The organism is Stenotrophomonas sp. Y-13 (assembly GCF_046267925.1).
Taxonomy (GTDB): Bacteria; Pseudomonadota; Gammaproteobacteria; order Xanthomonadales; family Xanthomonadaceae; genus Stenotrophomonas; species Stenotrophomonas acidaminiphila_A.
Genome location: NZ_CP176501.1, coordinates 2,521,653 through 2,535,744 on the forward strand (window position 1 = coordinate 2,521,653; position 14,092 = coordinate 2,535,744).

Annotated in this window: 14 protein-coding genes; 10 read left to right on the forward strand and 4 right to left on the reverse strand. The window is 69.5% G+C overall.

What is annotated here, in order from left to right; genetic code table 11:
• Positions 1 to 22 precede the first annotated feature (22 nt).
• Both ACJ7VY_RS11495 and ACJ7VY_RS11500 read right to left on the reverse strand, forming a co-directional pair.
• On the reverse strand, positions 23 to 664 hold the full coding sequence (locus ACJ7VY_RS11495) for a response regulator (RefSeq protein WP_054666964.1): 642 nt from the start codon (positions 662 to 664) through the stop codon (positions 23 to 25).
• Complete coding sequence (locus ACJ7VY_RS11500) at positions 664 to 1,863, reverse strand: sensor histidine kinase (protein ID WP_161613459.1); 1,200 nt, start codon at positions 1,861 to 1,863, stop codon at positions 664 to 666. Before ACJ7VY_RS11500 ends, ACJ7VY_RS11495 begins: the two co-directional genes overlap by 1 nt.
• A 148-nt stretch (positions 1,864 to 2,011) precedes the next feature.
• On the opposite strand from ACJ7VY_RS11500, the gene ACJ7VY_RS11505 reads away from it, so the two are divergent.
• Genes ACJ7VY_RS11505 through ACJ7VY_RS11525 form a run of 5 tightly spaced genes read left to right on the forward strand, consistent with a single transcriptional unit; the run spans position 2,012 to position 5,000 of the window.
• On the forward strand, positions 2,012 to 2,602 hold the full coding sequence (locus ACJ7VY_RS11505; protein WP_161613460.1) for a GNAT family N-acetyltransferase: 591 nt from the start codon (positions 2,012 to 2,014) through the stop codon (positions 2,600 to 2,602).
• 1 nt (position 2,603) lies between these two features.
• Positions 2,604 to 3,362 carry a septum site-determining protein MinC gene (gene minC / locus ACJ7VY_RS11510; RefSeq protein WP_240212118.1) on the forward strand — a complete coding sequence of 253 codons (759 nt, stop codon included), beginning with the start codon at positions 2,604 to 2,606 and terminating at the stop codon, positions 3,360 to 3,362.
• Between the two features lie 36 nt (positions 3,363 to 3,398).
• Complete coding sequence (gene minD / locus ACJ7VY_RS11515; protein ID WP_409475646.1) at positions 3,399 to 4,208, forward strand: septum site-determining protein MinD; 810 nt, start codon at positions 3,399 to 3,401, stop codon at positions 4,206 to 4,208.
• A gap of 2 nt (positions 4,209 to 4,210) precedes the next feature.
• Positions 4,211 to 4,468: a cell division topological specificity factor MinE gene (gene minE, locus ACJ7VY_RS11520; protein WP_104939267.1), complete on the forward strand. Its 258-nt coding sequence runs from the start codon at positions 4,211 to 4,213 to the stop codon at positions 4,466 to 4,468.
• A 46-nt stretch (positions 4,469 to 4,514) separates the two neighbouring features.
• Positions 4,515 to 5,000, forward strand: coding sequence for a hypothetical protein (locus ACJ7VY_RS11525; RefSeq protein ID WP_312346118.1), 486 nt, complete (start codon positions 4,515 to 4,517; stop codon positions 4,998 to 5,000).
• A gap of 72 nt (positions 5,001 to 5,072) precedes the next feature.
• On the opposite strand, the gene ACJ7VY_RS11530 is transcribed toward ACJ7VY_RS11525, so the two are convergent.
• Both ACJ7VY_RS11530 and ACJ7VY_RS11535 read right to left on the reverse strand, forming a co-directional pair.
• Positions 5,073 to 6,350: a HAMP domain-containing sensor histidine kinase gene (locus ACJ7VY_RS11530; RefSeq protein WP_313247814.1), complete on the reverse strand. Its 1,278-nt coding sequence runs from the start codon at positions 6,348 to 6,350 to the stop codon at positions 5,073 to 5,075.
• Positions 6,347 to 7,063: a response regulator transcription factor gene (locus tag ACJ7VY_RS11535; protein ID WP_161613465.1), complete on the reverse strand. Its 717-nt coding sequence runs from the start codon at positions 7,061 to 7,063 to the stop codon at positions 6,347 to 6,349. Before ACJ7VY_RS11535 ends, ACJ7VY_RS11530 begins: the two co-directional genes overlap by 4 nt.
• Positions 7,064 to 7,262: 199 nt before the next feature.
• Between ACJ7VY_RS11535 and ACJ7VY_RS11540 the strand changes: the two genes are divergently transcribed.
• The 5 genes from ACJ7VY_RS11540 to ACJ7VY_RS11560 all read left to right on the forward strand — a co-directional run bounded on the left by ACJ7VY_RS11540 (position 7,263) and on the right by ACJ7VY_RS11560 (position 14,083).
• Positions 7,263 to 8,978 carry an ArnT family glycosyltransferase gene (locus ACJ7VY_RS11540; RefSeq protein ID WP_409475647.1) on the forward strand — a complete coding sequence of 572 codons (1,716 nt, stop codon included), beginning with the start codon at positions 7,263 to 7,265 and terminating at the stop codon, positions 8,976 to 8,978.
• Positions 8,979 to 9,056: 78 nt separating this feature from the next.
• On the forward strand, positions 9,057 to 9,845 hold the full coding sequence (locus tag ACJ7VY_RS11545) for a phosphatase PAP2 family protein (protein WP_409476810.1): 789 nt from the start codon (positions 9,057 to 9,059) through the stop codon (positions 9,843 to 9,845).
• Positions 9,842 to 11,497: a phosphoethanolamine transferase gene (locus tag ACJ7VY_RS11550; protein WP_409475648.1), complete on the forward strand. Its 1,656-nt coding sequence runs from the start codon at positions 9,842 to 9,844 to the stop codon at positions 11,495 to 11,497. The genes ACJ7VY_RS11545 and ACJ7VY_RS11550 overlap by 4 nt, the downstream gene beginning before the upstream one ends.
• 86 nt (positions 11,498 to 11,583) lie before the next feature.
• Positions 11,584 to 12,018 (forward strand): EamA family transporter, encoded by a 435-nt coding sequence (locus ACJ7VY_RS11555; RefSeq protein ID WP_409475649.1) that lies wholly within the window; start codon positions 11,584 to 11,586, stop codon positions 12,016 to 12,018.
• A gap of 67 nt (positions 12,019 to 12,085) precedes the next feature.
• The gene (locus ACJ7VY_RS11560; RefSeq protein WP_409475650.1) at positions 12,086 to 14,083 is read left to right on the forward strand and encodes a M2 family metallopeptidase; all 1,998 of its coding nucleotides are present in this window, start codon (positions 12,086 to 12,088) and stop codon (positions 14,081 to 14,083) included.
• The last annotated feature ends 9 nt before the right edge of the window (positions 14,084 to 14,092 follow it).

Here is a 14,092-nt window from a genome sequence, read left to right on the forward strand (position 1 = left end):
GGGCGCGCGGCGCGGTGGCCGCTCACACCAGTTGCAGCTCGAACGCCTTGAGCACCGCCCGGGTGCGGTCGCGCACGCCCAGCTTGCTCAGGATGTTGGACACGTGGTTCTTGATGGTGCCCTCGGCCACGCCCAGTGAATTGGCGATCTCCTTGTTGGAAAAGCCGCTGGCCATCAGCCGCAGGATCTCGGTCTCGCGGTCGGTCAGCGGATCGGGCCGGTCGAGGCTGACGAACTCGTTGCGCATGTGCTCCAGCCCGGACAGCAGGCGCTGGGTCACCGCCGGCTGCACCAGCGAGCCGCCTTCGGCCACGGTGCGGATCGCGCCGACCAGCTGCTCCAGGGTCACGTCCTTGAGCAGGTAGCCCTTGGCACCGGCCTTGAGCCCGGCCAACACCAGCTGGTCGTCGTCGAACGTGGTCAGGATGATCGCCGGCGGCAGCTGCCCCAGCCGCGACAGGGTCTGCAGCGCCTCCAGCCCGGACATCACCGGCATGCGCATGTCCATCAGGACCACGTCCGGCGCCACCTGCGGGATCATTTCCACGGCCTGGCGGCCATCGGTGGCCTCGGCCACCACTTCGATGCCGTCGTCCAGCGCCAGCAGCGAACGGATGCCCTGGCGTACCAGGGTTTGGTCATCGACCAGACAGACACGGATCATCAGTTCACTCCTTGCGGCCCGGAGGCCAGCATCATATGGGTTGCCACCGGCAGCGAGGCACGAAGGTGGAAGCCTTCGCCGCGCCGTGCCGACACGTCCAGTTCGCCGCCATACTGCGCCAGGCGTTCGCGCATGCCGCGCAGCCCGTTGCCGGGCAGGATGTCCTCCACCTCGCCACCGACGCCATCGTCGCGGGCGTCGATCACGATCCGCCCATGGGCGCGTTCGACCCGGATCCACAGGTTGCGTGCGCCGGCATGGCGCACCGCGTTGGTGATCACTTCCTGGGTGCAGCGCAGCAGCACGTGGGCGCGCTCGGGGTCTTCCACGCTCAGCGGGTCGTCCATGTCCAGGTGGATCTCGAGCGAAGGTACCCGCTCGGCCAGCGGCCGCAGCGCCGCGGCCAGGTCGATCGCCCCGCTCTCGCGCAGCTGGCTGACCGCCTCGCGCACGTCGGTGAGCAGCAGTTTGGCCAGGGTGTGCGCCTGGCGCACGTGTTCCTGCGCCTGGCCCTCGGTGATGTGGCCGGCCACTTCCAGGTTCAGGCTCAGCGCGGTCAGGTGGTGGCCGAGCAGGTCATGCAGTTCGCGCGAGATGCGGGTGCGCTCGTTGACCCGCGCGCTCTCGGCCAGCAGCAGGCGGGTCGCGCGCAGCTCGGCGTTGAGCCGGCGCTGTTCCTCGCGGGCCTGGGTCTGCTGCCGCGCCACCAGGCTGGTCACGAAGATGAACATCGAGAACCCGGCATACAGCAGCGACTGCAGCAGCGCCTCGAACAGCGGCAGCCCCATGATCAGGTGGTAGACCGGCAGCACCGCCAGCTGGCTGAGCACCAGCCAGACCACCCCGACCCGCTTGCTCAGCAGCCACGGGATCACCCCGGCCGCGACCATCAGCAGGATGCTGCCCAGCCCGGTGACGCTCAGGTAGCTCACCGCCAGTCCGGACAGGGTCAGCACCAGCAGGGCCAGGCGGTCGTACCAGCTGGTGTGGCCACCGGCGGTCAGCCCGCGGGTCAGCCAGAAGTAGCACACGCCGAACGCCAGGTACGCGGCGAGCAGCCAGGTGGCTTCGCCCAGGCTCGGCGGCAGCTCGCCCTCGGCCGGCGCGTACTGGGTGTAGAGCAGCGGCAGGCTGACCAGGCCCCAGGTGAACAGGCCGGCCAGGCGCAGGACGCGGGTATGGCTGAGATATCCCAACATGGGTGCATGGTAAGGACCGCGGCGGCTTTGCGCCCTCCCACGGAAGTCATGCCCGGATGGCGCTCGCCCGGTCCGGCCGGCCATGCGATAATCGCCGGCCAGCCCCCACCCCTCACTCGGGGCCGACCGCTTCACCCACGGAGTCACAATGTCGATCGTCATCCGCGACGTGCGCGAGCACGAGCTCGATTCCGTCCTGGCACTGAACAACAACGCCGGCCTGGCCATCCTGCCGCTGGATGCCGCCAAGATCCGCCGCTTCTACGAAACCGCCGAGTATTTCCGCGTCGCCGAGCGCGACGGCAACATGGCCGGCTTCCTGGTCGGCTACGGCAGCAGCGCCGAGCACGACAGCTGCAACTTCGCCTGGTTCCAGCAGCGCTACCCCAGCTTCTTCTATATCGACCGCATCGTGGTCGCCAGCCGCCGCCGCGGCGGCGGCGTGGGCCGTGCGTTCTATGCCGACGCGCAGAGCTACGCCGAGCTGCGCTACCCGCAGATGGCCTGCGAGGTGTTCCTGGACCACGGCGCCGACGCCGCGCTGCTGTTCCATGGCAGCTTCGGCTTCCGCGAGGTCGGGCAGAACACGATGCCGGCCGTGGACGTGCGTGCCAGCATGCTGCTCAAGGACCTGTGCAGCTATGAGTGGGTGAAGGAAACCTATGGCGACAACCTGCCCGACGTTCCGTGGGCGGGCCACACACGCCGGCCCATGCAGCAGCGGCCGACGGGAACCTGAGATGGCAGTGAATCCGGATTACGAACAGGCAGGCGAACTGAAGATCGGGCAGGTGGGCATCGCCAACCTGCGCATCCGCACCCTCGACGTGGAGCGGCTGGTACAGGAAATGCGCGAACGCGTGGCGCGCGCGCCCAAGCTGTTCGGGCGCGCGGCGGTGATCCTCGATTTCGGCGGCCTCAGCCGCGTTCCCGACCGGGCCAGCGCGCAGGCGCTGCTGGACGGGCTGCGCGATGCCGGCGTGCTGCCGGTGGCGCTGGCCTATGGCACCAGCGAAGTCGAGCAGCTCTCGGTCCAGCTCGGGCTGCCGCTGCTGGCCAAGTTCCGTGCCCAGTACGAACGCGCCGATGCCGCCCCGCCGGCACCGGCCCCGGCGCCCGCTCCGGCCCGACGCGCGCCCGAACCGGCACCGGCACCGGCACCGGCCGCGCAACCCGGGCGCATGCAGCTGGGCGCGGTGCGTTCGGGCCAGCAGCTGTACGCCGAGAACTGCGACCTGACCGTACTCTCAACGGTGGGCGCCGGTGCCGAGGTGATCGCCGACGGCAGCATCCATATCTACGGTACGCTGCGTGGCCGCGCCCTGGCCGGCGCGCAGGGCAATACCGGTGCCCGCATCTTCTGCCGCGACTTCCACGCTGAACTGGTCGCGATTGCGGGACGCTACAAGGTGCTGGACGATATTCCCGACAACCTGCGCGGCAAGGCCGTGCAGGTCTGGCTGGAGCAGGACCAGATCATGATCGCTGCGCTGGATTGACGCGCAGCCCACCACGGAACATTCAGGAGAAATCCTTTGGCTGAAATCATCGTAGTCACCTCCGGCAAGGGCGGCGTCGGCAAGACCACCTCCAGCGCCAGCATCGCGTGCGGCCTGGCCCAGCGCGGCAAGAAGGTCGCCGTCATCGACTTCGACGTCGGCCTGCGCAACCTGGACCTGATCATGGGCTGCGAACGCCGGGTGGTGTACGACTTCGTCAACGTCGTCCACGGCGAGGCCACGCTGAAGCAGGCCCTGATCAAGGACAAGCGCTTCGACAACCTGTACGTGCTGGCCGCCTCGCAGACCCGCGACAAGGACGCGCTGAACAAGGAAGGCGTGGAGAAGGTGCTCAAGGACCTGGCCGCCGACGGCTTCGACTTCATCATCTGCGACTCGCCGGCCGGCATCGAGAAGGGCGCGTTCCTGGCGATGTACTTCGCCGACCGCGCCGTGGTCGTGGTCAACCCGGAAGTGTCCTCGGTGCGCGACTCGGACCGCATCATCGGCCTGCTCGACTCCAAGACCGCCAACGCCGAGGCCGGCAAGAGCGTGCCCGCCTTCCTGCTGCTGACCCGCTACAGCCCGGCGCGCGTGGAAAGCGGCGAGATGCTCAGCATCGGCGACGTGGAGGAAGTGCTGGGGCTCAAGGCGATCGGCGTGATCCCCGAGTCCGGCGACGTGCTCAACGCCTCCAACAAGGGCGAGCCGGTGATCCTGGACACCGAATCCATGGCCGGCCAGGCCTATGAGGACGCGGTGGGCCGCATCCTGGGCGAGGAGCGCCCGATGCGCTTCATTTCGGTGGAGAAGAAGGGCTTCTTCAGCAAGCTGTTCGGAGGGTGACGATGGGACTGTTCGACATCTTCAAGGCGAAGAAGAGCACGGCCGAAACCGCCAAGAACCGCCTGCAGATCATCATCGCGCAGGAGCGCAGCACCCGCGGCGGCCCGGATTACCTGCCGCTGCTGCAGCGCGAGCTGCTGGAAGTGATCAAGAAGTACGTCAACATCGACGCCGACGCGGTCAAGGTGGACCTGGTCAAGGACGGCGAGCACGACGTGCTCGACATTTCCGTGGCCCTGCCCGAAGGCCCGCAGGGCTGATGCCGCGAGCCGGGACCGGCCAGCGGTCCCGGCCCCGCCTGTGACGATGTCGACACCGCCGGCCAACGCAGCCGCCGCCATTCTGTGCGTGGGCGATATCGCCTGGGACGCCGCGGCCACCCTGCTCGCGCGCCACGGCCTGCGCCTGAACCGGGTCGAGGACGGCGCGAAGATCCCCGGCAGCTACTGGGGCGAACCCGAAGCCGGGATCATCGCCAGCGACGTCTACGTGCGCGCCGACACCCCGGTGCACTCGATGCTGCACGAGGCCTGCCACCTGATCGTGCTGCCACCGGAGCGGCGCGCGCTGGTGCATACCGACGCCACCGATTCGGTGCCCGAGGAAGACGCCACCTGCTACCTGCAGATCGTGCTCGCCGGGCAGCTGCCCGGGGTCGGCAGCGCGCGGCTGATGGCCGACATGGACGCCTGGGGCTATACCTACCGCCTGGGCTCCACCCGTGCCTGGTTCGAGCACGATGCCGACGATGCCCGGCAATGGCTGCTCGAACGCGGCCTGCTGCCGGCTTGAGGCGGCCGCCCCGGGCCGCGGCGAAAACACACCCGCGGCGCACGCGTGCCGTGGCTCCCGCGCGACACCCGGCTACGGCCGCGACGCGCCCATGTCGAGGATGACCCGGGTACCGCGTTCGCGGCCCGAGTGGATGTCCAGTTTCCAGCCCAGGTGCTCGCACAGGCGGCCGATCAGGTCCAGGCCGATGCCGGTGCGCATGTTGCGTTCGCCGCGCGCGGTCTTGGCGTAGGCCGCGGCCACTTCCTCCGGGCTCATGCCATGGCCCGGGTCGTCGATGGTCACCACCGCGTGCGGTGTCAGCCACAGGCGGATCACGCCGCGGTCGCTGTTCTCCAGCGCGTTGCGCAGCAGGTTGCCGACCGCCGCCTGCACCACGCCCACCGGCGCGACGATCGTGCACGGCGCGGCCTGCATCACTTCGACCGACAGCTCCTTGCCGCTGGCCAGGTAGGCATGGTCGGCCACGATCTCCGGCAACAGCTGCTCCAGCGCCAGCGGCTCGCTCAGCGCCGCCAGCCGCGCCGGGTCGCGCGCCAGCAGCAGCATCAGCTGGATCAGCTGCTCCATGCTCGACGCGGTGCTGCGCACCCGCTGCAGCTGCTGCTGCGCACGCGGCGGCAGCCCGGGCTGCTCCAGCGCCAGTTCGGCGGCGCCGGTGATCACCGCGATCGGCGTGCGCAGTTCGTGGCTGGCGGTACTGATGAAGGCGCGTTCGCGTTCGACGAAGCGCTCGTTGCGCTCCAGGTAGTCGTTCACCGAATCGGCGATCACCTCCATTTCGCTGCTGCCGCGGGCAGCGACCTGCACGCGCTGGCCACTACGCTCGGGCTGCAGCGCGGCGATATCGGCGGCCAGCCCGGCCAGCGGGCGCACCAGGCGGTTCATGCCGACCCACGCCATCAACAGGGTGACGACCACCATGGCGATCCCGGCCAGCACCGCCCAGCGGGTGATGAAGTGTTCCAGTTCGGCGAAATCGGTGATGTCCAGTACCAGCATCGTGCGCCCGAAGTCGCTGGTCTGGCGCACCATCACCGCGCTGCGGTGGCCTTCCAGCCGGACCCCGTCGTGCAGCCCCGGCGCCAGGTGCGCCAGCACGTCGGGAATGCCGTGGGCATCATGCTCGCTGAAGAAATGCAGGGTGTCCGAATCCTGCCAGCGGTAATCCGGGTCGGTACGCTTGCTCGCGATCACGCTGTCCAGTTCGGAGTTGAGCAGCGCCCGCCACACCGAGTGCTCGGCGCGCTCGTGCACGTAGTTGGCGGCGCTGAACACCACCAGGGTCAGCAGCGCCAGGTAGCTGGCCAGCCAGACCAGCAGCTTGCGCCGCAGCGTCCGCCGCTTCATCGCCCGTCGCCTGCCGCCGGGTCCGCGATGGCCGGTGCGTCCGGCGCGCACAGCCGGTAGCCCACGCGCGGCAGGGTATGCAGCAGCTTCTCGGCGAACGGCCCGTCGACGCTGCGCCGCAGTTCGTAGATGTGCGAGCGGAGCATGTCGCCGTCGGGCGGCTCCTCGCCCCACAGCGCGTACTCCAGCTGGTCGCGCGGCACCGCCGCCGGGCTGGCGCGCATCAGTACTTCCAGCAGCTTGCGGCAGGCCGGGTACAGGTGCAGCGGGCGGCCGCCGCGCTGCACCTCCAGGGTGGCCAGGTCCAGGCGCAGATCATGCACCTCCAGCACCTTGCGCGGGTTGCGCCCGCGCGTGCGCGCCAGCACCGCGTCCAGCCGCACCTCCAGTTCCGGCAGGGCGAAGGGCTTGGTCAGGTAGTCGTCGGCGCCGGCGCGGAAACCGGCGATCTTGTCCGGCAGCTCGTCACGCGCGGTGAGCATGATCACCGGCACCTCGGAGCGGTGTTCCTCGCGCAGCCGCCGAAGCACTTCCGGCCCTTCCATGCGCGGCAGCATCCAGTCCAGCAGGATCGCGTCATAGGCATGGGTGGCGGCCAGGTGCAGCCCGGTCACGCCATCGGGGGCGACATCGAGCACATGCCCGCGTGCCTCGAAATAGTCGAAAAGATTGGCGATCAGGTTGCGATTGTCTTCGATGACCAGCAGCCGCATGTGCAGAACCCTTGGAATGGCGCCTCGCCGGCGGATGCGCGCCGGCGCCATCGGCGGCGGCGGACGGACCGGCGGTACCCGGCCATCGTAGCCCCAGCACTGGTCGGAGCGACGTCGAAACAGGTCACAATGCGCGCTACGACGCGCTTCCCACGCCGGCGGCGCGATCCTTTCCGTCCACTCCCAAGACGAGCCCAGCGTGCGCCCGACCCGCCTTCGATCCCCCGCCTCGTGGTACCTGTTGCTGGCGCTGGTGGTGGCCAGCCTGCTGGCCGGACTCGGCATGCGCGAGCCCTCCCCGCCCGACGAGCCGCGCTTCGTGCTGGCCGCGCGGCAGATGGTGGAGACCGGGCAATGGCTGCTGCCGCACCGCGGCAGCGAGCTGTATGCCGAAAAGCCGCCGACCTTCATGTGGATCCAGGCCGCCACCTACAAAGTGCTGGGCCACTGGAACATCGCCTTCCTGCTGCCGTCGCTGCTGGCCGCGCTGCTGACCCTGTGGCTCACCTGGGACCTGTCGCGGCGGCTGTGGAACCGGCGCGTGGCGCGCTACGCGGTGCTGGCGCTGTTCGTGTGCATCCAGTTCGGGCTGATGGCCAAGCGCGCGCAGATCGACATGGTGCTGGTGGGCATGACCACGCTGTCGCTGTGGGCGCTGCTGCGGCACACGTTGCTCGGGCCCGACTGGAAACTGCTGGCACTGGGCGCCTTCGCCGCCGGCGTAGGCACGGTGACCAAGGGCGTGGGCTTCCTGCCGCTGCTGGCGCTGCTGCCCTGGGCCGCCTGGCGCTGGCGCCACCCCGGCGCGCCCGGCGCCGGGCGCGGCTGGGGCTGGTGGCTGCTGTTGCCGCTGTTCATTGCCGGTACCGGGGTGTGGCTGGCGCCGCTGGGCATCGCCCTGCTGAACAACCCCGACCCCGGCCTGCAGTCCTACGCCCACGAACTGCTGTTCAAGCAGACCGGCACCCGCTACGCCAACGCCTGGCACCACCACCAGCCGGCCTGGTACTACCTGCAGGTGATCGCCACGCTGTGGCTGCCGGGCAGCCTGCTGCTGCCGTGGCTGGTGCCGGCCTGGTGGCGGCGGCTGCGCCGCGCCGACCCGCGCTACATCGTGCTGCTGGGCTGGGCACTGCTGGTGCTGCTGTTCTTCAGCGCCAGCCCCGGCAAGCGCGAGGTCTACATCCTGCCGATGCTGCCGGCGCTGGCGGTGGCGGCCGCGCCGCTGCTGGCCGGCCTGCTGCGCCGGACCGGCGTGCGCTGGGCGCTGCTGCTGTACGTGGCGCTGCTGGCGGTGGCGATGCTGGCGGTCGGCTACGACGCACTGCAGCACGCCGATGGCTGGGCGCAGCGCAGCGCGGCCAAACGCGCGATCGACCCGGCGGTAGTCCCACGGGTCGGCGCCTGGCTGCTGGGCTTCGGCATTGCCGCGCTGGTGCTGGTGGCGACGCTGCGCCTGCGCCGCGCCGGGCTGGCCGCGGTGCTGGCCACGGTGCTGCTGTGGACGATGTATGGACTGGGGCTGATGCCGGCCCTGGACCCCTACAGCTCGGCCTCGGCGGTCATGGACAAGGTGCGCCAGCGCATCGGCGACGGCGAACTGGGCATGGTCGCCTGGCGTGAGCAGAACCTGCTGCAGACCCATCCGCAGGCGATGGACTTCGGCTTTAAGCGGCCGTGGCCCGAACAGTGGGAGATGGCCGGGCAGTGGGTGGCCGCCGCCCCGGAACGGCGCTGGCTGTTTGTCCTCAAGCAGGCCATGACCCCCTGCGCCGACCCGGCCGCGGTGATCGACATCGGCAGCGCCAACCGCAACCAGTGGCAGCTGCTGCCGGGCACCGCGCTGGATACCGCCTGCGTGGCCGCCACCCACGGCCAGGTCGCGGGAACGGCCGGCGAGACCGACGAGGACTGAACGCGGGGCGGGGTTAACGCCGCGGCAACGGGCCTCCGACCACTCTCCGACATGGCCGCCACCACCATGCGGCCATTCATCGTCGAAGGCTCCGCATCCGTGCCTGCCATCCCGTCCTCGCCGCCCCCGTATGTGCTGCCCGCGCCCGGCCTTGCCGCCACCCGGCGCGGCTTCCTGGCCCGCCACCTGCTGCTCCCGCTGCTGCTGGCCGTGGCCGCCAGCCTGGTGTTGATGGCCGGCAACGGCGACCAGTGGCTGGCCGACCAGCTCTACCGCTGGGAAGGCGGCCACTGGGCGTTCCGCGATGCCTGGTGGACCACCCACGTCATCCACCGCGGCGGCAAGAACCTGAGCACCCTGGCCGCGGTGCTGGTGATGCTGGCGCTGCTGCGCGCCTGCCTGGACACCCGCTGGAAGCCCCTGCGCCGGCCGCTGCTGTACCTGCTGCTGGCGGTGGGCCTGTCCACCGGCGTGGTCGCCCTGCTCAAGTCCATGACCCAGATGGATTGCCCCTGGGACCTGGAGCGCTACGGCGGCCTGCGCCCGTTCATCGGCCTGTTCGAGCCGCGCCCGGTGGTGCTCGGCCACGCCGCCTGCTTCCCGGCCGGCCATGCCAGCGCCGGCTACGGCTGGGTGGCGCTGTACTTCTTCGCCCTGCAGGTACGCCCGCGCTGGCGCTGGGCCGCGCTCGCCGTGGCGGTGGCCACCGGGCTGCTGTTCGGCATTTCCCAGCAGCTGCGCGGCGCGCACTTTTTCTCGCATGATGTGTGGTCGCTGGCGGTCAGCTGGACCGTGGCGGTGCTGCTTTACCTGTTGATGTTCCCACCGGCCAAGGCCACCCCGTTCAAGGAAGAAACCCACGCATGAGTACGGCTTCACCGCATCTGCCGGCATCGACCAGCGCATTCGCACGGCTGCGCCGCTGGCGCCCGGAAATCTCCACCGAAACGCTGATCCTGCTGTCGAGCGCGTTCTTCGCCTTGGCCTGCAACGGCCTGTTCTGGCGCGACGCCCTGGCCACCAACCCCGGCAGCGTGCTGTTCGCGGTGTCGCTGTTCGCCCTGCTGATGGGCGTGCACGCGCTGCTGCTGGGCCTGCTGGTGTGGCGCTGGAACGCCAAGGTGCTGCTGACGATCCTGTTCGTCACCACGGCCTTCGCCACGCACTACATGAACAGCTTCAACGTCTATCTGGACGCGGACATGCTGCGCAACGTGCTGGCCACCGACCACAAGGAGTCGCGCGAGCTGATGACCCCGGCGCTGCTCCTGCCGCTGCTGGTGTATGCGCTGATGCCCTGCGTGCTGCTGTGGCGGCTGCGCCTGCGCCGCCGCAGCTGGAGCCGCGCCCTGCTGTGGCGGCTGCTGTTCCTGGTGGGCGTGGTGGTGGTGTCCGGTGCCGGCACGCTGGCCTCGTTCCAGAACGTATCGGCGCTGATGCGCAACCACCGCGAGGTCCGTTACCTGGCCACGCCGGCGAATTACCTGATCGCACTGAAGCAGAACCTGGTCAGCTCCAACCCGATCAAGAACCAGCCCAAGCTGCCGCTCGGCACCGATGCCAAGGCCACGCCGCGCGCGGCCAACAGCAAGCCGCGCCTGCTGGTGCTGGTGGTCGGCGAGACCGTGCGCGCGCAGAACTGGGGCCTCAACGGCTACGCCCGCCAGACCACGCCGGAGCTGGCCAAGGCCGGGGTGATCAACTTCCCGGACATGCATGCCTGCGGCACCAGCACCGAGGTATCGCTGCCGTGCATGTTCTCGCCGTTCGGCCGCCACGACTACGACGCCAGGAAGATCCGCGCCCACCAGTCGCTGCTGCACGTGCTCCAGCATGCCGGCATCGCCACGCTGTGGCGCGACAACCAGTCCGGCTGCAAGGGCGTGTGCGAAGGGCTTGAGACCCAGCGGCTGGACGACGCCACCAAACCCGGACTGTGCGCCGATGGCCGCTGCATGGACGAGATCCTGCTCGACGACCTGGCCGCGCAGGTGCGTGCCCGGCCGGGCGACCGCGTGGTCGTCCTGCACCAGCTGGGCAACCACGGCCCCAGCTATTTCCAGCGTTACCCGGCGGCGTTCCGCCAGTTCGTGCCGACCTGCGACACCCCGGACCTGGGCAAGTGCAGCCGCGGCCAGATCGTCAACAGCTACGACAACGCCATCCGCTACACCGACCATTTCCTGGCTCGCACCATCGCCACCCTGCGCGACATGCAGGACTACGACACGGCGATGATCTACCTCTCCGACCACGGCGAATCGCTGGGCGAGAAGGGGCTGTACCTGCATGGCGTGCCGTACGCCATCGCACCGGACGAACAGACCCGGGTGCCTATGGTGATGTGGTTCTCCCCGCAGTTCGCCGCCGGCCGCGGACTGGACCTGCAGTGCCTGCGCGAGCGTGCGCGCCAGCGCAGCGACCACGACAACCTGTTCCCCTCGGTACTGGGGCTGATGCAGGTCACCACCTCGGTGTACGAGCGCGAGCGCGACCTGTTCGCCGGGTGCGCCGGCTAGCAACCGGTCCCGCCGCGGGAGCGACGCCCGTCGTTCCCGCGGCAAAGCGCCGCGGGATCATCCAACCGGCATTGCGAGAACCCACCATGGCCACCTTTCAGCAATGGCTGCCCTGGGCGCTGCTGTCGGCGGCCTTCGCCGCGCTGACCGCGATCTTCGCCAAGCTCGGCCTGCAGCAGGTCGATGCCGACCTGGCGATGCTGCTGCGTACCATCGCCATCGTCGCCGTGCTGGGCCTGTTCGTGGCTGCCACCGGCAAGTGGAGCAACCCGCTGGCGCTGCCCGGCAGGACCCTGCTGTGGCTGCTGCTCTCGGCGCTGGCCACCGGCGCCTCGTGGCTGTGCTACTTCCGCGCCCTGCAACGCGGTCCCGCCTCGCAGGTGGCGCCCGTGGACAAGCTCAGCGTGGTGCTGGTGGCGGTGTTCGCCTTCGCCTTCCTGCACGAGCGCCTGGCATGGCGCGAATGGCTGGGCGTGGCGATGATCGGCGGCGGCGTGCTGCTGATGGCACTCAAGCGCTGACCCACCCCCTTGCCGCGGCCGCCGCGGCCCTCTAGCCTTCGCCGATCCAATACCACCGGGGAATCGCGTGAAACAACGTCATCTGCTGTTGGCCCTTGCCGTGAGCGCCGGCGTGCTGTCGCTGGCCGCCTGCGAGAAGGAAGCCGCCACCGACACCGCCGCACCGGCGGCACAGGCCGCGCCGGCCGAAAGCGCCGACCAGTTCGTCGCCCGGATCAATGCCGAGTTCAAGGCCATGTACCCGGAAATGACCTCGGCGCAGTGGCTGTCGTCCACCTACATCAACGACGATTCCGCGCGCGTGGCGGCCAAGGCCAACGAGCGCTGGCTGACCACGCTCAACGGCTGGATCGAGCAGGCCGGCAAGTACGACGGCCAGCCGATGAGCGAGGACACCCGGCGTGCCCTGCACCTGCTCAAGCTGATGACCGCCATGCCCGCCCCGCGCGACCCGGCCAAGCTGGCCGAGCTGGCCGCCATCGCCACCAAGCTGGAGGGCGACTACGGCGCCGGCACCTACTGCACCGGCGAAGGCGACCAGCAGAACTGCCGCCAGCTCGGCGAGCTGGAACAGGTACTGGCGCGCTCGCACGACTACGACAAGCAGCTCGACGCCTGGCAGGGCTGGCACTCCACCGCCGTGGCCTCGCGCAAGCCGTACCAGCGCTTCGTCGAACTGGTCAATGAAGGCGCGCGCGAACTGGGCTATGCCGATGCCGGGCAGATGTGGCGCAGCGGCTACGACATGCCGGCCGAACAGGTCGGCCCGGAAACCGACCGCCTGTGGGAGCAGGTCAAGCCGCTGTACGAACAGCTGCACTGCTACACCCGCGCCAAGCTGGACAAGGAGTACGGCAAGGACAAGGCCGAGGTCGGCGGTGGCCTGATCGCCGCGCACCTGACCGGCAACATGTGGCAGCAGGACTGGAGCAACCTGTGGGACCAGCTGCAGCCCTACCCCGGCGCCGGCAGCCTGGACATCACCGCCGCGCTCGAGAAGCAGCACCAGGGCAACCTGAGCGCGGCGCTGGCCAAGGCCGGCGCCAACGCCGACGTCGCCGCCCGCTTCAAGGCCCAGCGCGAGGCCGAGCTGGCCACCGCGCGGCAGATGACCGAGCGCGCGCAGGACTTCTACGTCTCCCTGGGCATGCCCAAGCTGCCGCCGAGCTACTGGCAGAACACCCAGTTCATCAAGCCGCTGGACCGCAACGTGGTCTGCCACGCCAGCGCTTGGGACATGAACATGGGCGGCGACGGCAAGGACGTGGGCCCGGATGTGCGCACCAAGATGTGCATCACGCCCACCGAAGAGAACTTCACCACCATCTACCACGAGCTGGGCCACATCTATTACGACCTGGCCTACAACCCGCTGCCGCCGCTGTTCCAGGGCGGTGCCAACGATGGCTTCCACGAAGCCATCGGCGACACCATCGTGCTGGCGATGACCCCGCAGTACCTGAACTCCATCGGCCTGGTCGACAAGCCGCAGGAAAGCCGCGAGGCCACCATCAACGCGCAGATGCGCATGGCCCTGAGCGGCGTGTCGTTCCTGCCGTTCGGGCTGATGATCGACCGCTGGCGCTGGGGCGTGTTTGACGGCTCGATCAAGCCCGAGCAGTACAACCAGAAATGGTGGGAACTGAAGGCGCAGTACCAGGGCGTGGCCCCGGCCAGCGCACGCGGCGAGGAATTCTTCGACGCCGGCGCCAAGTACCACGTCCCGGGCAACACCCCGTACCTGCGCTACTTCCTGGCGCGCATCCTGCAGTACCAGTTCTACAAGGGCCTGTGCGACGCCGCCGGCTACACCGGCCCGCTCAACCAGTGCACCTTCTACGGCAACAAGGAAGCCGGGCAGAAGTACTGGGCCATGCTCAGCAAGGGCGCCAGCCAGCCGTGGCAGGCCACCCTCAAGGAACTGACCGGCACCGACAAGCTCGACGCCGCGCCCATGCTGGAGTACTTCGCCCCGCTGCAGGAATGGCTCAAGCAGCAGAACGAAGGGCAGATGTGCGGGTGGCAGGCCGGTCCCGCGCAGCCGGTGAAGCCGGCCGCGCCGTAACCCCGGTTC